The 17367-nt window shown below is 69.5% G+C and carries 15 protein-coding genes; 5 read left to right on the top strand and 10 right to left on the bottom strand.

Translation table 11 applies throughout. From position 1 onward, the window contains the following. Window positions 1-185: 185 nt before the first annotated feature. The 4 genes from BM144_RS08750 to BM144_RS08735 all read right to left on the bottom strand — a co-directional run bounded on the left by BM144_RS08750 (window position 186) and on the right by BM144_RS08735 (window position 4268). A complete protein-coding gene (locus BM144_RS08750; RefSeq protein WP_092951242.1) occupies window positions 186-935 on the bottom strand; it encodes an amino acid ABC transporter ATP-binding protein in 750 nt (249 codons plus the stop codon). Beyond that, window positions 932-1714 (bottom strand): amino acid ABC transporter permease, encoded by a 783-nt coding sequence (locus BM144_RS08745; protein WP_092951240.1) that lies wholly within the window; start codon window positions 1712-1714, stop codon window positions 932-934. Before BM144_RS08745 ends, BM144_RS08750 begins: the two co-directional genes overlap by 4 nt. Before the next feature lie 225 nt (window positions 1715-1939). Then, on the bottom strand, window positions 1940-2707 hold the full coding sequence (locus BM144_RS08740; protein WP_092951238.1) for an ABC transporter substrate-binding protein: 768 nt from the start codon (window positions 2705-2707) through the stop codon (window positions 1940-1942). 172 nt (window positions 2708-2879) lie between these two features. Then, entirely contained in the window at window positions 2880-4268 is a 1389-nt protein-coding gene (locus BM144_RS08735) for an L-serine ammonia-lyase (RefSeq protein ID WP_092951236.1), read from the bottom strand. A gap of 154 nt (window positions 4269-4422) precedes the next feature. Between BM144_RS08735 and BM144_RS08730 the strand changes: the two genes are divergently transcribed. Beyond that, window positions 4423-5394: a LysR family transcriptional regulator gene (locus tag BM144_RS08730; RefSeq protein ID WP_245783597.1), complete on the top strand. Its 972-nt coding sequence runs from the start codon at window positions 4423-4425 to the stop codon at window positions 5392-5394. On the opposite strand, the gene BM144_RS08725 is transcribed toward BM144_RS08730, so the two are convergent. Next, window positions 5373-6131: a sulfite exporter TauE/SafE family protein gene (locus BM144_RS08725; protein WP_092951234.1), complete on the bottom strand. Its 759-nt coding sequence runs from the start codon at window positions 6129-6131 to the stop codon at window positions 5373-5375. The two genes, BM144_RS08730 and BM144_RS08725, sit on opposite strands and share 22 nt — an antisense overlap. Before the next feature lie 492 nt (window positions 6132-6623). Continuing rightward, complete coding sequence (locus tag BM144_RS08720; RefSeq protein WP_092951232.1) at window positions 6624-8318, bottom strand: GMC family oxidoreductase; 1695 nt, start codon at window positions 8316-8318, stop codon at window positions 6624-6626. Between the two features lie 335 nt (window positions 8319-8653). On the opposite strand from BM144_RS08720, the gene BM144_RS08715 reads away from it, so the two are divergent. The 4 genes from BM144_RS08715 to BM144_RS08700 all read left to right on the top strand — a co-directional run bounded on the left by BM144_RS08715 (window position 8654) and on the right by BM144_RS08700 (window position 12354). Beyond that, entirely contained in the window at window positions 8654-9781 is a 1128-nt protein-coding gene (locus tag BM144_RS08715) for an MlaE family ABC transporter permease (RefSeq protein WP_092951230.1), read from the top strand. Between the two features lie 4 nt (window positions 9782-9785). Next, window positions 9786-10640 (top strand): ABC transporter ATP-binding protein, encoded by an 855-nt coding sequence (locus tag BM144_RS08710; protein ID WP_092951228.1) that lies wholly within the window; start codon window positions 9786-9788, stop codon window positions 10638-10640. Then, the gene (locus BM144_RS08705; RefSeq protein ID WP_092951226.1) at window positions 10640-11620 is read left to right on the top strand and encodes an MlaD family protein; all 981 of its coding nucleotides are present in this window, start codon (window positions 10640-10642) and stop codon (window positions 11618-11620) included. Before BM144_RS08710 ends, BM144_RS08705 begins: the two co-directional genes overlap by 1 nt. A 62-nt stretch (window positions 11621-11682) precedes the next feature. After that, window positions 11683-12354 carry an ABC-type transport auxiliary lipoprotein family protein gene (locus BM144_RS08700; protein ID WP_175525983.1) on the top strand — a complete coding sequence of 224 codons (672 nt, stop codon included), beginning with the start codon at window positions 11683-11685 and terminating at the stop codon, window positions 12352-12354. A gap of 86 nt (window positions 12355-12440) precedes the next feature. Here the strand turns inward: BM144_RS08700 and BM144_RS08695 are convergent, their stop codons facing one another. The 4 genes from BM144_RS08695 to BM144_RS08680 form a co-directional block, all read right to left on the bottom strand. Further along, window positions 12441-13160 carry a hypothetical protein gene (locus tag BM144_RS08695; protein WP_092951821.1) on the bottom strand — a complete coding sequence of 240 codons (720 nt, stop codon included), beginning with the start codon at window positions 13158-13160 and terminating at the stop codon, window positions 12441-12443. 8 nt (window positions 13161-13168) lie between these two features. Next, a complete protein-coding gene (locus BM144_RS08690) occupies window positions 13169-13873 on the bottom strand; it encodes a hypothetical protein (protein WP_092951224.1) in 705 nt (234 codons plus the stop codon). After that, window positions 13870-14532 (bottom strand): DUF8616 domain-containing protein, encoded by a 663-nt coding sequence (locus BM144_RS08685; protein ID WP_092951222.1) that lies wholly within the window; start codon window positions 14530-14532, stop codon window positions 13870-13872. Before BM144_RS08685 ends, BM144_RS08690 begins: the two co-directional genes overlap by 4 nt. Before the next feature lie 222 nt (window positions 14533-14754). Next, entirely contained in the window at window positions 14755-17157 is a 2403-nt protein-coding gene (locus BM144_RS08680) for a TonB-dependent siderophore receptor (RefSeq protein WP_092951220.1), read from the bottom strand. Window positions 17158-17367: the final 210 nt, after the last annotated feature.

Genomic DNA, 17367 nt, shown 5'->3' with positions numbered 1-17367 from the left:
CGACGTGCGCGGCAGGGCGGTTTGTCGGCTGTTCCAGGGCGCATGAAGCGGCGCTGCGCTACCTCGCCAGAGGGCCGCGGAGCAGGCCATGCCGGCCAGACGCGGTGGGACCGGCTCCCCCGGGCCAACGGCGTCGTCCCCTTTCAGGGGAAAGGCGCCGAAGGCGTCTCAGGGGGTGTTGCGACTCACGCGGTCATGCGCCCGATGAAGGCGCGGATGCGGTCGTTGGCCGGGTTGCCGAAGAATTCGGCAGGCGGTGCGTCGTGCAGGATGCAGCCCTGGTCGAAGAACATCACGCGATCGGCCACCTCGCGGGCAAAGCCCATTTCGTGGGTGACGACGATCATGGTCATGCCGCCGCGAGCGAGTTCGCGCATCACGTCCAGCACCTCCTGGACCATCTCCGGGTCGAGCGCCGAGGTGGGTTCGTCGAACAGCATGACCTTGGGCTGCATGGCCAGCGCGCGTGCGATGGCCACGCGCTGCTGCTGCCCGCCCGAGAGCTGCCAGGGGTACTTGTGCGCATGGTCCTTCAGGCCCACGCGCTGCAGCAGCTTGAGGGCCTGCGTGTTCGCTTCGGCGCGCGGCGTGCGGCGGATGCGGCGCGGCGCCAGCGTCACGTTGTCGAGCACGCTCATGTGCCCGAACAGGTTGAACTGCTGGAACACCATGCCGACCTCGCTGCGCTGCAACTGCAGGGTGCGCGGGTCGTCGGTGACTTCGGTGCCTCCGATGGCGATGCGGCCGCTGTCGTGCGGCTCCAGCCGGTTGATCGCGCGCAGCAGCGTCGATTTGCCCGAGCCGGAGGCGCCGATGATCACGGTGACCTCGCCGGTGTTGAACACGGTGGAGACGTTCTTGAGCACCTGGTGGGTGCCGAACGCCTTGCAGACATTCTCCGCCACGATGTAGGGCGTCGAGGGCGCGGTATTCATTGGGCGCGCCCTTCGACGTCGAAACGGTGCTCGATGGCGTTGGACACCTGAGTCACCAGCGTGGTGAGCAGCAGGTAGGTGACGGCCACGGTGGAGAGCGTGGCGATGGGCTGGAAGGTGGCCGACTGGATGCGGTTGCCCACGTTGGTCAGCTCCACCACGCCGATCGCGTAGGCGAGCGAGGAATCCTTGAGCAGCGCCACGAAGTTGCTCACGAGCGGCGGCAGCGAGATCTTGAAGGCCTGCGGGAACACCACGTCGAAGAACACGTAGGTGCGCGACAGGCCCAGTGCGCGCGCGGCCTCGGTCTGGCCGCGCGGCACGGCGAGCAGTCCGGCCCGGATGGCCTCGGCGTTGTAGGCGCCCACGTTCAGGCCCAGCGCCACGACGGCGGCGGCGAAGTCGGGCAGGTTCAGGCCCGGCACGAGCACCGGCAGCGCGAAATAGACGAACAGGATCTGCACCAGCAGCGGCGTGCCGCGGATGACCCAGATGTAGCAGCGGGCCGTCCAGCGCAGCAGCGTCCAGCGCGCCGTGCGGGCCAGGGCCGCGCCGGTGCCCAGGACCAGGCCGCACAGCCCGCTCACGAGCGTGAGCCAGAGCGTGGTGCGCGCACCATCGGCGAACGCCTGCGCATTCGGGCCGATGGGGTCGGGAAGGAAGGAAAGGGCATGGCCGAGCAGGGCCAGTGCCAGCACCATCAGCACCAGGGCAGAGACCAGCGTGGCATTGCTGCGTTGCTGGCGGCTCCAGTGGCGGGGCCAGAGAGCGGTGAACATGAAGCGAAACGTCCGGAAGGCCGGCACCGGCGCCGCGTCAGGGCGCCAGGCGGCGGTCAGAAGGTGTGGATGAATCCGGCGTGTCCGAGCAAACCGCCAGAGCGCGGTCGATCAAGGCGCAAAGCGCAGACATGGCTCGGGCCATGGCGAGCATTTGCAACGCCGAGCGGGCGTGTTCTGGCGTGATGAGCGGGCATGTCGGGTTCTTTCACACCTTCTCAGGGATCAGGGGGCGCAGCGGACGTCTTCGTTGAAGTACTTCTTGGAAACGGCGGCGTAGCTGCCGTCGGCCAGGATCTCGCCGAAGGCCTTGTTCCAGGCATCGGCCAGGCCCGTGTTGCCCTTGGCCACGGCCGGGGCGATCTTCTCGATGAAGAGCATGTCGCCGAGCTTCAGGCCCGCCTTGGGGTTCTTGGCCGCGACTTCCTTGGCCACGAACTTGTCGGTCACCCAGGCGTCCACGCGTTTGGATGTGAGGGCGCTGCGGGCGTCCACGTCGGTGGGGAAGTTCTTCACGTCCTTGACGCCGGAGACCTTCTTCACGTTCTCGAGGTAGCTCGTGCCGGTCTGCACGGCGACCACCTTGCCGGCGAGGTCCTTGCCCGTGCGGATGGCCGGGTCCATGGCGATGACCATGCCGCCCGAGCAGTAGTGCGGCGTGGCGAAGGTCACGGCCTTGGAGCGCTCTTCGGTCACGCCGTGCGAGGCGATGGCCAGATCCCAGCGGTCCTGCGCCAGGCCGGTCAGCAGGGCGTCGAAGCCCAGGGTCTTCCACTCGACCTTCAGGTTCATCTTCTTGGCCACCAGGTTGGCGACCTCGACCTCGAAGCCCGTGAGCTGCGTGCCGTTGAAGTAGTTGAAGGGAGCGAACTGGCCCTCGGTGGCGATGATGATCTTGCCGTCCTTCTGGATGGCGTCGATCGATCGCGCCTGTGCCGAGAATGCCGCGCACAGCGCCACGGCGGCGGTAGCCATCGTCTTGAGAATCTTCATCTGCGGTTCCTGGTGGGGTGAAGGCAGGGTACAAAAAATCCGGCTAGGCGGGTGGCGAAGCCGGAGATCGTGGGGCCCGGCGTCCGGTGGCGGACGTCACGGAGTGGTCACATTATAAGTAGCGGGTATGAGCTCATGCCTCATCGCAAACGCGGATGGCCCCGGGCCGCCTTCAGCACTCCACGATGTTCACGGCGAGGCCGCCGCGCGCGGTCTCCTTGTACTTGGTCAGCATGTCCGCGCCGGTCTCGCGCATGGTCTTGATGACCTGGTCCAGGCTCACGAAATGGGTGCCGTCCCCATAGAGGGCCATGCGCGCGGCGTTGATGGCCTTCACCGAGGCGATGGCATTGCGTTCGATGCAGGGGATCTGCACCAGCCCGCCGACCGGGTCGCAGGTGAGGCCCAGGTGGTGCTCCATGCCGATCTCCGCCGCGTTCTCCGCCTGTGCCGGCGTGCCGCCCAGGGCCGCGCAGAGCGCGCCCGCGGCCATGGAGCAGGCCACGCCCACCTCGCCCTGGCAGCCCACTTCGGCCCCGCTGATCGAGGCGTTCTTCTTGTAGAGGATGCCGATGGCGCCGGCGGTGAGCAGGAAGTCGATCGCACCGCGGTCGCTGGCGTGCCCTGCGGTGTGCATGTAGTAGTGCAGCACGGCGGGCACGATGCCGGCCGCGCCGTTCGTGGGCGCGGTGACCACCCGCCCGCCGGCCGCGTTCTCCTCGTTGACCGCCAGGGCCCACAGGTTCACCCAGTCGAGCACGCGCAGCGGATCGGTCGGCTGCGGCTCGAAGGCGCCCAGGCGGCGCGCCAGGGCCGCGGCCCGCCGTTTCACCCTGAAACCGCCGGGCAGCAGCCCCTCGGTGCGGCAGCCGCGCTCCACGCAGGCCTGCATGGCATGCCAGATGGCCAGCAGACCGGCGTCGATGTCGGCATCGGTCCGCCAGTGGCGTTCGTTGGCGCGCATCACGCCGGCGATGTCCAGCCCGTGCGTGGCGGTGAGCCGCAGCAATCCGTCGGCGTCTTCGAACGGGAGCGGCAGCACCGACGGATCGGGCGCTATCACCTTCTGGCGCGCGCCGTCCGCGGCCACGGCTTCGCTGACCACGAAACCGCCGCCCACCGAGTAGTAGGTGGCCTCGTGCAGCAGCGCGCCCGAGGGCGCATGCGCGGCGAAGCGCAGGCCGTTGGCATGGAAGGGCAGGGTCTTGAGCGCATAGAAGCGCAGGTCGCGCTTTTCGTCGAAGGCGATGGCGTGCCGGCCGGCGAGCGCCAGCGACCCGTGCGCGCGGATGCCCTCGACATAGCCGCCCACGCGGTCCACGTCCACGGTGTCGGGCTCGTGGCCGCACAGGCCCAGCAGCACGGCGGTGTCGCTGCCGTGGCCCTTGCCGGTGGCGCCCAGGGAGCCGTACAGCTCCGCCACCACGCGGCCGGTGGCCGCCAGCAGGCCCTGGTGCTCGAGGGCGTGCGTGAACATGCGCGCGGCCCGCATCGGCCCCACGGTGTGCGAGCTGGATGGGCCGATGCCGATCTTGAAGAGGTCGAAAACGCTGATGGCCATGGAAACGTCTTTCGTGGGGAATGCCCGCGGGCCGTCTGCCGCAGGACGGGGCACAGCGTAGGCTGCGCTTTTCATCAGGTCTACTGATCTTTCGTGAAGGGATGCGTTAGACAATCTGATGATTGAAGCCGGCCCGGCTCTTGGAAAAAAGCACATGGACATGACCCGCCTGCGCGCGCTGCGCGAACTGGCCCGCTGCGGAACGATGGCGGCCGCCGCCGAGGCCCTCGCGCTGACGCCTTCGGCCGTCTCGCAGCAGATCGCGCAACTCGAGGCGGAGGCGGGGCTGGCCCTCACCGAGCGCCAGGGCCGGGGCGTGCGCCTCACGCCGGGGGGCGAGGCGCTGGTGCGGCACGCGGAGCGCCTCATGGCGGTGCTGGACGAGGCGAAGTCCGAACTGGCGCTGCTGCGCAGGGAGATCGCGGGCGAGCTGCGCGTGGCGGCCTTCCCGTCCATCGCCTCGGCCCTGCTGCCCGGAACCATCCAGGCGCTGCGGGCCGCCTACCCGCGTCTGCGCCTCGCCGTGGAGGAAATGGAGCCGGACGACGGCCTGGTGGCCCTGGGCGCCTGGCGCGCCGACATCGCGCTCATCGACCACCTGGCGCTGCGCATGGACCGGCGGCAGGGCGGCTTCGGCTTCGTGCCGCTGGCGCAGGATTCGCTGCATGTGCTGCTGCCCGACACGCACCCGCTGGCGGGCCGCCCCTGGCTCGGCGTGGCCGACCTGCGGCATGAATCCTGGGCCATGGATGCGGCGTCGAGCAGTTTTGGCGAGTTCGTGCGCCAGCGGTGCCTGGAGGCCGGTTTCGAGCCGCGCATGGATGTGCGTGCCTCGGGGTTCGAGGTGGTCTCCGCCATGGTCGCGGCGGGCTGCGCCGTGACCGTGGTGCCGGGCCTGCGCCTGCTGCGGCCGCTGCCGGGCACGCGGGCCGTGCCGCTGCGCCCCGACGGGGGGCGCGAGATCTCGGTGGCCTACCGGCGCGGGGAGCGCGCCCACCCGGCCGTGACGGTGTTCATCGACGAGATCGTGCGAGCCCGCGGCCCGGCTGTGCCCGCGGCCGGCCCGGGAGGCCTGACGGCCGTGCGGTGCCGCCCGGCAGGCGCTCACTTCAGGAACCCGTCGTAGCCCGTCTTGAGGATCAGCGCCCCCACCACGACGATGAAGATGCCGCGCACGAAGCCCGTGCCGTGCTTCATCGCCATGTGCGTGCCCAGCACGCTGCCCACCACGTTGGCCACGGCGAGCGGCAGGGCGAAGTGCCACCACACATGGCCCTTGGCCGTGAAGAGGATGAGCGCGGCGACGTTCGTGGCCAGGTTCAGCAGCTTGGCCGAGGCCGAGGCGTTCAGGAAGTCGTAGCCCAGCAGCCGCACGAACAGGAAGACGAAGAAGCTGCCCGTGCCGGGGCCGAAGAAGCCGTCGTAGAACCCGATCGTGAGCCCGATCAGGCAGGCGACGCGGGTTTCGGTGCGTCCGTCGAAGCGCGGGGCATGGTGCTTGCCGAGGTCCTTGCGCGCGAGGGTGTAGGCCAGCACGGCCAGCAGAATGAAGGGCAGCAGCCGCCGCAGGAAGTCCACCGGCACCACGGTGACCGTCCAGGCCCCCGCGAATGCCCCCGCGAAGCCGGCCGCGGCGGCCGGCAGCAGCGCCTGCCAGCGCATGTCCACGCGGCGACTGTACTGCCAGGTGGCGATGCCGGTGCCCCAGATGGAGCCGCTCTTGTTGGTGCCCATCAGTGTGGCGGGCGGGGCGGTGGGGAAGGTGGCGAACAGGGCGGGCACGAGGATGAGTCCGCCGCCGCCCACGATGGCATCCACGAAACCGGCCAGCAGCGAGGCCAGCGAAACAATGATCCATTCCATCCCGGGATTGTCGCACCCGCTATCGTTTCAATAGCTGGAAAAGTCCTGGATACGGCGGCATGGGGCGCAAAACATCCGAAGGTTCAGCGGACGGCCGGGCAAAAAAAAGCGCCGGGATCGCCGGCGCTTGAAGGAATGCATCTTATAGGGGGATGCTTTGGATTGGTGTTTTCGAGTTCGAGTTTGTCTCCTCGGTCCCCTCGTTGCGCGGCGTTGCGCGCTATCGAGTAACCGCAATGTAACTCGCGCACTGCCCTGGTGCATCGGGGGTTTTCCCGCAGGCGGGGCCTGCCCGGGCCCGGTGCGGGGGCGCCGCAATGGTGCGTTCGGCCCCCCGCTGCCGGATCGCTTTGGCCGCTGTTCCGTGCCGTTGGCGGCTTTTCTGGAGATTTGCGCGGGAAGAATCGCCTTCCTGCCGGCGGCCGGGCTGTGGCCCCGCGTTCCTGCCGGCCCGCGCGGGCGTTCTCGGCGGGACGCACGCGGCCGGGCCGCTCAGTCGCCGCCCCGGATCTCCGCCCGCAGCCATTCGGCCGCCTTCTCAGCGATCATGAGCGTGGGCGAGTTGGTGTTGCCGCTGGTGATGGTGGGCATGGCACCGGCGTCCACCACGCGCAGGCCCGCGATGGTGCCGCCGCGGCCGTCGCGCACGCGCAGGCGCGCATCGAGCGCGGCGCCCGGGTCGCCGTCGGCGCCCATGCGGGTGGTGCCCACGGGGTGGAAGATGGTCGTGGCGATGTCGCCCGCCAGCCGCGCCAGGTCCTCGTCCGATTCGTACTGCGTGCCGGGTTTCCATTCCTCGGGGCGGTAGGGCGCGAGGGCCGGCTGCGCGACGATGCGCCGCGTGACGCGCAGCGAGTCGGCGGCCACCTGGCGGTCTTCCGGCGTGCTCAGGTAGCGCGGCGCGATGGCCGGCGCGTCCTGGAAGCGCGGGCTCTTGATGCGCACGGTGCCGCGGCTGGTCGGGTTGAGGTTGCACACGCTGGCCGTGAACGCGGGAAACGCATGCAGCGGCTCGCCGAACGCATCGAGCGAGAGCGGCTGCACGTGGTACTGCAGGTTGGGATGCGGCCGGTTGGGCGCGCTGCGCGTGAAGGCGCCGAGCTGCGAAGGCGCCATGCTCATCGGGCCGCTGCGCTTGAGGGCGTATTCGAGCCCGATGCGCGCGCGCCCCCAGAGGTTGCCGGCCAGCGTGTTGAGCGTGGGCACGCCGTTCACCTTGAACACGGCGCGGATCTGCAGGTGGTCCTGCAGGTTGGCGCCCACGCCGGGCAGGTCGTGCGCCACGCCGATGCCGTGCGCCTGCAGCAGCGCGCCGGGCCCGATGCCCGAGAGCTGCAGCAGCTGCGGCGAATTCACGGCCCCCGCGCTCAGCACCACGCCGTGCGCGGCATGGGCGGTGACCATCTCGTGCCCGTTCCAGACCTCCACGCCGGTGCAGCGGCTGCTGCCGTCCGGCCGGGTTTCCAGCAGCAGGCGGCTGGCCTGCGCGCCCGTCCACATCTCGAAGTTGGGGCGGCCGTAGCAGGTGGGCCGCAGGAACGCTTTGGCGGTGTTCCAGCGCCAGCCGCCCTTCTGGTTGACCTCGAAGTACCCCACGCCCTCGTTGGTGCCGCGGTTGAAGTCGTCGGTGGAGGGAATGCCCGCCTGCTGCGCGGCGAGCGAGAACGCGTCGAGCACGTCCCAGCGCAGCCGTTGCCGCTCCACGCGCCATTCGCCGCTGCCGCCGGTGCTCTTGCTGCCGTGCAGGCGCCTGAATTCGTCGGTGGCGGCATCCGGACGGTCGAGGCGCCAGTGGTCCTCGTGGCGGCGGAAGGCCGGCAGCACGTTGTCCCAGCGCCAGGTGTCGTCGCCCGTGGCCTGGGCCCAGTGGTCGTAGTCGCGCGCCTGGCCGCGCATGTAGATCATGCCGTTGATGCTGCTGCAGCCGCCCAGCGTCTTGCCGCGCGGATAGCGCAGGCTGCGGCCGTTCAGGCCTTCGTCGGGCTCGGTCTGGTAGAGCCAGTCGGTGCGCGGGTTGCCGATGCAGTAGAGGTAGCCCACGGGGATGTGGATCCAGTGGTAGTCGTCCTTGCGGCCGGCCTCCACGAGCAGCACGCGGTGGCGCGGATCGGCGCTCAGACGGTTGCAGAGCAGGGCGCCGGCCGTGCCGCCGCCGATGACGATGGTGTCGAAAGTGGTGTCGCTCATGGAAGAAGGAGAAGGCCGTTCCGGCGCGCGGCCCCGGGCCGTGCGGGCCGCCAGGGGGCGGCGCGACCATTGTGCGCGGCGGGGTGGGGCTGTCGATAGGGGAAGCCCGGCTACTCCTTTTTTGATAGCAATCAATCCAATGGATACGGCGGCATGGAGCACTTTTGATGAAATTTCATCCGCTGCCCGCCGCCAGTGGAACGCGCTCTGCGCTGACGCGGGCGCCGCGCCGCGCTCCGCTACCATCCGGTTCCCGCTCCTGCCGTGTTTTCGTTGCCCGCCCCTCCGAATCCCGTCCACGCCACCCGCACCCCTGCCGACCCACCGCCGACTCCATGAGCGACAGCCTGCCCCGCATTTCACGCACCGACACGCCCGAGGGGCCGGTCGCCGCGCTGCACGGCCGCTGGGGGGCGGCAGACCTGGGCACCCGCAGGAACTGGCGTGCGCTGTCCGCGCAGCTCGCCCAGTCGCCGCCGGATGCCGGCCTGGGCTGGGACCTGCGCGCGGTCGATTGGCTCGACCACGTGGGCGCCCAGTTGCTCTGGAACCACTGGGGCCGCGCCTGGCCGGACCGCGTGGCCCTGGACGACGCCCAGCGCGACATGCTCGATCGCGTGGCCGAATTCACCGTCACCGACCGCCCGCCCGATCCGCCCTGGCGCCTGGCCGAGGAGGTGGACCGCCTCGGCGTGAAGGTCCTGCACGCGCTGGGGCACGGCAAGCACCTGCTGGAGCTGGTGGGTCAGCTCGTGATCGACCTGGCCCGCGTGGTGCGTGCGCCCGGCCGCGCGCCCTGGCGCGATATCTCCGGCCACCTCTACCGCATGGGGGCCACCGCGCTGCCGATCACGGCCATCGTGGGTTTCCTGATCGGCGTGGTGCTGGCCTACCTCATGAGCCTGCAGTTGCGCCAGTTCGGCGCCGAATCGTTCATCGTCAACATCCTGGGCATCTCGCTGATCCGCGAGCTGGGACCCATGCTCGCGGCCATCCTCGTGGCCGGGCGCTCGGGCTCGGCCATCACCGCGCAGATCGGCGTGATGCGCGTCACCGAGGAACTGGACGCGATGCGCGTCATGGGCATCCCGCACGGCTTCCGGCTCGTGATGCCGCGCGCCGTGGCGCTGGCCATCGCGATGCCGCTCATCGCCGTGTGGACCACGCTGTGCGCGCTCGCGGGCGGCATGCTCGCGGCCGACATCGCCATGGATGTCTCGCCCGCCTATTTCGTGCAGGCGCTGCCCAATGCGGTGAGCTTCTCCAACCTGGTGCTCGCGATGGTCAAGTCGGTGGTGTTCGGCGTGGGCATCGCGCTCATCGGCTGCCACTGGGGCCTGCGCGTGAAGCCCAACACCCAGAGCCTGGGCGAGGGCACCACGGCCTCGGTGGTGAACGCCATCACCATGGTCATCATCGTGGACGCGCTCTTCGCGATCGCGTTCAAGAACCTCGGGATCTGACGCCATGGCCGAGACCGGACCCGCCGCCGCCCCCCCGCCGCCCGACGCCGACGCGCCGCCGGTGGTGGAGATCCGCGGCCTCTCCACCGTGTTCGGCAAGGGCGACGAGGCCTTCGCCGTGCACGAGAACCTCGACCTCACGGTGCGCCGCGGCGAGATCCTGGCGCTCGTGGGCGGCTCGGGCACCGGCAAGACCGTGCTGCTGCGGCAGATGCTGGGGCTCACGCGGCCGGCCAAGGGCAGCGTCACCGTGCTGGGCCGGCCCGCCGCCGAGATGGGCCGCGCGGGCGCGGCGAGCCGCGTGGGCATGCTGTTCCAGCACGGCGCGCTGTTCTCGGCCTTCAGCGTGCTCGACAACGTGGCCTTCGCGCTGCGCGAGCAGGGCACGCTGCCCAAGGACCTGATCTGCGATGCGTCCATGGTCAAGCTGCGCCTCGTGGGGCTCAAGCCCGAGCACGCCACGCGCATGCCGGCCGACCTCTCGGGCGGCATGATCAAGCGCGTGGCGCTCGCGCGCGCCCTCATCATGGATCCGCCGCTGCTGCTGCTGGACGAGCCCACCGCGGGCCTGGACCCGAACAGCTCCGACGAATTCTGCGAGCTGCTGCGCGAGCTGCACGCGGCGCTGGGCCTCACCGTGGTGATGGTCACCCACGACCTCGACACGCTCTTCGCGCTCAGCACGCGCGTGGCCGTGCTGGCCGAGAAACGCGTCATCACCAGCGGCACGCCGCAGGAAGTGGCGCATTTCGAGCACCCGTTCATTCAACAATTTTTCCTCGGGGAGCGCGGCCGCCGCGCGATGGCACCCGCTCCGGCGCCCTCGCCGGGCTCCGCCGCCCCGGGACAGGAGGCCTGATGGAAAACAAGTCCCACGCCCTTGCCGCGGGCATCTTCGTGGTGGTGGTGGCGGCCCTGCTCGCCGCCCTGGGCCTGTGGCTCACGCGCGACCGGGCGAGCTACCAGGTCTATGAACTCTCCACGCGCGAGAGCGTGGGCGGCCTGCAGCCGCAGGCGGCCGTGCGCTACAAGGGCGTGGCCGTGGGCAAGGTCACGCGCATCGGCTTCGACCCCGACGTGGCCGGCAACGTGCTGATCCGCATCGCCGTGAACGACCAGGCGCCCGTCACGCCCGCCACCTTCGCCGTGCTGGGCTACCAGGGCGTCACCGGCCTCGCGCACGTGCTGCTGGACGACGGCTCCTCGCCGCAGCCCGCGCTGCCGCGCGGGTCGAGCGGCCTGCCGCGCCTGCCGCTCAAGAGTTCGCCCTTCAGCCAGCTCGCCGAACAGGGGCCGGCCATCCTCGCGCAGGTGCAGCAGGCCACCGACCGCATCAACGACCTGCTGGGCGACGAGAACCAGAAACGCTTCACCCTCGCGCTGGACAACCTCGGGCAGGCCGCGGGCAGCGCCAACGCGCTCATGAAGCGGCTCGACGCCACCGTGGCGCAGCGGCTGGACCCGGCGCTGGCCACCGTGCCGGTGCTGGCCAGCGATGCGCGAGAAACCCTGCAGGCCCTGCGCCAGGCGGGCACGAACGCCGGCAATGCGGCCAGCGAGGTGACCACCGCCGTGCGCAAGCTGAGCGCCGAGGGCGGGCCGCTCGACCAGATCGCCGAAAGCTCGCAATCGCTGTCGCTCGCGGCCGACCGCTTCGGCCGCGTGACGCTGCCGCGCGTGAACCATGCCGCCGACGAAACCTCGCGCGCCGTGCGCCGCCTGGGCCGCGCAGCCAGCAACCTCAGCGACAACCCGCAATCGCTCATCTACGGGCCCGGCCGCGCGGCCGGCGGCCCGGGCGAGCCCGGCTTCGAGGCTCCCGCCGCCGCGGCCCGGTGACGCGTACCGGCACCGCCTCCCCCCTTCCGCATGAACGCCCTGGAAACCTCCTCCTGGTCACTATGAAAAACATAGCAAATAATGCAGTGAATACGACGGCATCCGGCCTCTGGGGCATTGTGGCCGCGGCCGCGCTCCTGGCCGGTTGCTCGGCCCTGCCCGCGCCGCCCGTGCGCGCCGACGTGTACGACTTCGGCCCGGGCCTGCTGGCCACCGCGCCGGCCGACCGCCGCGCACCGCTGCCGCCCATCGCGCTGCCCGAAGTGGCCGTCACCGGCCCGGTGGAAGGCAGCACCGCCGTGCTCTACCGCCTGGCCTACGACGACCCGCGCCGCCTGCGCCCCTACGGCCAGGCCCGCTGGAGCCAGCCGCCCGCGCAGCTCGTGCAGCAGGCGCTGCGCGACCAGCTGGGCCTGCGCCGCCCGGTGCTCATGGGCGACGAAGGCGCCATGCAGCTCGTCGAGGGCGGCAAGCCGCCCGCCGTGCTGCGCGTGGAGATCGAGGAATTCAGCCAGGTCTTCCAGTCCACCACGGCCAGCACCGGCGTGCTGCGGCTGCGGGCCTCGCTGGCCGACTCCACCCAGGCCGGCGAAAAGCTCGTCGCCCAGCGCGTCTTCATCGTCCAGAAGCCGGCCCCCACGGCCGACGCGCGTGGCGGCACCCACGCCATGTCCGAGGCCGCCGCGCAGGCCGCCCAGGAGGTGGAGGCGTGGCTGGAGCAGGCAGGGCGGTGAGGGCTCTGCTTGTAGCGCGGTAGTGGGCGCTTCGGTGCTCGCGTGGCCTTGTGTCGGCGGTGGTGCGAGCTCGGCGGGTCATGGCTTCATGGCTCCAGCGCAGCGAGACGGTGCGACAGTTCGTCCAGATGCTCTTTGCGAACGGGGATGGCCTCCCGGACCGTATCACCGATTGGAGGTGGGTTCACCAATTCCTGCTCGCAAAGGTTCATGTTCGAGCGAATGGCCGCCCGCGTTGCGGTTGAAATGCGATGCCGTGTGCGTTCGGCCCGGTGTAAATAGTTGGTGAGCGCAAGGTGTGCGCACTGGGTCAGCAGAGAAATTTGCACGCTGGCTTTGTCGAGATCGAAAGCGCCACAGCCAGGGTAGATATAGAGTTGCAGAAGACGCAGGTGCGCATCGGGGCTATTGGGTACCACGCGCAGCATGGTGGCCTCGACAGCGCGCGCATCGAAGCCGGGAATACGGTCACAGTAGGCTTTCATGTCGTCGCGCAGATCCAATCCGTCACGAGCGCCATGCATGGCTCGGAGGTACCAGACATTCGCTTCCTGCTGTTGGCCTTCGGTTTCGAGGTAGTTACCGTAGGCCCACTGCGCGGCGTTGTCCCCCTGCTTGGCTCGGTCGTGTATCCGCATGAGGCAGATACCGTGCAGGGTGTACTGGTCCTGCGTTTCGCAGGTACGGGCACTGTCGATCCACCACCATGCGGTGTAGGTGGCGATCAGGAGCGAGAGGATCAGGAGCAGTTGAAGGCCGCAGCCGATGCGTTTCCGCCATGCCAGGAGCCATAGGGTTTGTGACATTAGGTGCCTCATGGCTTCAGCGCCGCAAGGCTTTGCGACAGGGCGTCTAGATCCTCTCGTCGTACGGAAAGAATTTCCTGCACGGTCGTGTCTGGTGGGATGTGTCCAGCCAGTTCCTTTTCACATACCGCCATATTGGCGCGAATGGCCGCCTGGGTGGATGGCGATACGCGGTGGTGTTTTTCTTCGGCAGCCTGCAGATAGCGCGCGATGGCAAGGTGCGCGCACTGCGTCAGTAGGGGGATCTGTACGCTGGCCTTGTCGAGATCGAAGGCGCCGCAACCGGGGTAGGTATAGAGCTGCAGCAGGCGCAGGTGTGCATCAGGGCTGTTCGGCGCTACGCGCAGCATGATGGATTCGACCGTGCGCGCCTCGAAGCCTGGGATACGGTCGCAGTAACCAACCATGTTGTCGCGCAGGTCAGCGCCAATGCTGGCGCGGTGCATGGCCCGCATTTGCCAGACACGGGCCTCCGGCTCCCGGCGTTGCGCTTCGAGGTAATTGCCGTAGGCCCACTGCGCGGCGTTGTCTCCCGCTTCGGCGCGGTCGCGTATTTGCATCAGACAGATACCGTGCAGTGTGTACTGGTCCTGCGTTTCGCATGTGCGCGCACTGTCGATCCACCACCATGCCGTGTAGGTGCCGATCAGGAGCGAGAGGATCAGAAGCAGTTGGAATCCACAGCCGATGCGTTTCCACCATTGCAACATCATCGTTTCCTCAGTAGTTCATGGGCCAGCGGGCCCTTGACGAGTTCGCCGCCGTCGCGCGGCGAGGTGCGTGTGGTGGCGATGGGGTGGCCGTCTTGCCCCCAGGTGCGCCATTGCCCTGGGCGCAGGAAGTCGGGAATGGGCAACCGGTCCAGCACGCCGGGCAGTTTCTCGAAGGTGCCCTGGCCGATAGCGGAGCCGCCCAGGGGATGGTTCCAGGTAAGCGTTGTAGGCGCGGTGACATAAGTGAGAAGCGCTCGGGCCAGAGCGCTGGCGACTCCATTGGGGGAAGCCCCGGCATTGCAGGCATCGATCAGGATGGGCTGCCTGCGCCAGATGCCGCTGCGATGGATGACGCTGACAATTTCTCCGATATGTGTTGCTCCCTGAAGGCTGGTTGCACTCGCATGGGCGAACAGGTACAGGTACCCCGGAACTCCACGTTCCCGCAGGCCCGAGACGTACAAGGCTTTTTCCCTGGGCTGGATCAGGATGATCTTCTTGCGCACCGGATCAATGGTGGCGATCTTCTGGACAAGCTTCTGTGAATTGTCCAAGCCCTTGAACACCAGCTTGGGCAACCCCTTCCCCGGCCCATATTGAATCCGCCCATTCTCGATGGGCTCGGCAGGTCCCTCCCGGAACCAGTACGCAAGCGACATTGGTTTTTCTCTTCTTGTGTAGCGCGGTGGAAAGCCGGCCGCGAGCGGTCCGGCTTGGCCGTGTGATGGCACCGCGCGGAGCCGCACTGTGCCCCGGAAGCCGGCTGTTTTCCAGCCGGCGGCCCGGATTTTTCCACAGGAAGGAATGTTCTTCCGGGCCGTCTTGACGGACCGTTCGGTGTCTGCGTGTCGGGGGTGATTCCTTGCCGCAGGCTGCTCGCCTCAGAAGCTGTGCCGCAGCGTCAGCGTCGCATTGCGCGGCGCGCCGGGCAGGTTCAGGTTGGCGTTGGAGCCGTGGGCCGAGACGATGTAGCTGCGGTCGAACAGGTTGCGCAGGTTGAGCTGCAGCGTGGTCGCGCGGCCGATGCGGTATTGCGCCATGGCGTCCACCACCACGTAGGACGGCAGGGTGACGGTGTTGCCGGGGTTGGCGAAGCGGTCGCCCACGTAGTTCACGCCGCCGCCCACGCTCCAGGCCTCGCCGAGCTGCTGCGTGATCCAGGCCGAGAACGCGTTGCGCGGCGTGAGGGTGGCGCGCTTGCCTTCCACGGACTGGCCCGCGTCGGTGGCGGTGGAGCGGGTGACGCGCGTGTCCAGGTAGGCGTAGCTGAACGTGGCCTGCGTGCCGGCGCGCAGCTCGCCCGAGAGCGACAGCTCCAGCCCGCGCGTGCGCTGCGTGCCGATGGGGATCAGCACCGTGGGCCGCGCGGGGTCGGCGGTCTTGATGTCGGTGCGCTCCAGCTGGAACAGCGAGGCCGTGGCCGTGGCGCGGCCGCCCAGCAGCTCCCACTTCGTGCCCACCTCGTAGTTGGTGGTGCGCTCGGGCTTGACGGCGGCGTTGGTGGCCGAGAGCGCGAACATCTCGGCCGATGGCTGGTAGGAGCGGCTCACCGAGGCGTAGTACGACTGCACGGTGTCCGGCTGCCACACCAAGCCCAGGCGCGGGCTCCAGGTGGTGTCGGTGCGCTCGAAGTCGGCCTGGCCGGGCAGGCGGTTGTCGGTCTCCTGGCCGAAGCGGTCGTAGCGCAGGCCGGCCAGCAGCTTCCATTCGGGCGTGAAGGTGATCTGGTCCTGCACGTAGGCGGCGCGCGTCAGGTAGCGGTTGAGCGTGCTGCCCGTGAGCGCGCCGCCGCCGTTCAGCGGCGCCACCGGCAGCACCGGGTTCCAGAGGTTCACGGTGCCCAGCGTGCCGCCGGAGTAGGTGAGCGCGTCCTTGTTCTGCTGGCCCAGCTCCAGGCCGTAGAGCACCTCGTGCGCGATGCTGCCGGTGCGCAGGTTCTGGACCAGCTCCGTCTGGTTGAAGACGCCATGCTCCCTGCGGTCGATGCCCGAGCGCGTGAGGGCCACGGTGCCGGCCGCTTCGTTCACGCCGCCCGAGGGCAGGGTGTTCTGGCGGTCCAGTTCGTAGTGGTAGTAGCGCAGCGCGTTGCGCACGCGCAGCGTGTCGGAGAAGCGGTGTTCGAACGTGGCGGTGAACGAGCCCACGGTGGATTCGGAGGTGTCCGCATCGCGCGCGTTGGCCGCGCCGTAATAGGTGCGCGGGTCCACGGCCACGGGCCGGCCGCGGTAGGCGGGGATGCCGAAGTCGGTCACGCGCTTGTCGTGCAGGTAGTCGGCCTGCAGCATGAGCGAAGTGGCGCCGTCGGGCTTCCAGAGCACCGAAGGCGCGATGGCCTGGCGCTCCAGGAACTGCTGGCTGCGGTAGCTGTTGGCGTCCTCGGCCGCGCCGGTCACGCGCCAGGACCAGTCGCTGCCCGCGGGCGCACGGCCCACGTCGAACTCGGCGCGCTTGTCGGCCCAACTGCCCACGCTGAGCGCCACGTCGGAGACGTCCGTGCCGGGCTTTTTCGTGACGCGGTTCACGAGGCCGCCCGAGGAGCCGCGCCCGTAGAGCACGGCGGCGGGGCCCTTCACGACTTCCACGCGCTCGATGTTGGAGAGGTCGCGGAAGTAGAGCGCGTCGTCGCGGAAGCCGTCGACGAACTGGTCGCCGATGCTGGTGAAGCCGCGGATGCTGACCTGGTCGCGCTGGCCGTCGCCGGTGGACAGGCCCACGCCGGCCACGTTGCGCAGCGTGTCCTGGATGGAGGTGGCGCCCTGGTCGCGGATCACCTGCTGGGGCACCACGTCGATGGTCTGCGGCACGTCGCGCAGCGCGGCCTCGGTCCTGGTGCCGCTGGCGGACGAGGGCGCGTAGTAGGTGGTGTCCGCGCCGCGCGCGGCCTGCACGCGCACCTCGCCCAGCGAGGCCGATCCGCCGCCTGCCGCGGCGCCCGGGTTGGCGGAGGCGGCGGCGCGTTCCACGGTGAACGTGCGCCCGTCCTGGGCGCGCACCACGAGGCCGGTGCCGGCCACGAGGCGGTCCAGCGCCTCGCGCACTTCCAGCGTGCCGCGCACGGCGGGCGCGCCCAGGCCCTGGGCGGTGTCGGTACCGAAGACGATCTGCGCGCCGCTCTGGCGCGCGAGCGCAGCCAGCGATTGCGCGAGCGGCTGGGCGGGAAGGTCGATCGCCACGGGCTGGGCGTGCGCGGCGGCGGCGATGCACAGCGCCGCCGCCAGGGCGGCCCCGCGGGCGGCAAAGGGAGGGCGGTGGCGCGGGGACGTGCGGCGGGTCGGGGTCGGCATGGGACGGAAGCTCCTGGGAAAAGACGCCAAACAAAGCGGTAGGAAAAGGCAGGGCCGGCCCGGACATCCCCGGGCCGCCCGCCTGCCTGCATGCCGAACGGGCGCGCAAGTTTGTACACCTGCGCCGAGCGGATTTTTTCGAGCCCTTTTTGCTATGTTTTTAATAGCTAACTATTCAATGGAACCGGCGGCATGGAGCATGTATGGCGC

The sequence above is a fragment of the Paracidovorax konjaci genome (genome assembly GCF_900112675.1).
Classification (GTDB): domain Bacteria; phylum Pseudomonadota; class Gammaproteobacteria; order Burkholderiales; family Burkholderiaceae_C; genus Paracidovorax; species Paracidovorax konjaci.
The sequence above is the reverse complement of the archived record's forward strand: the minus strand, read 5'-3'. Positions and strand labels throughout refer to the sequence as shown.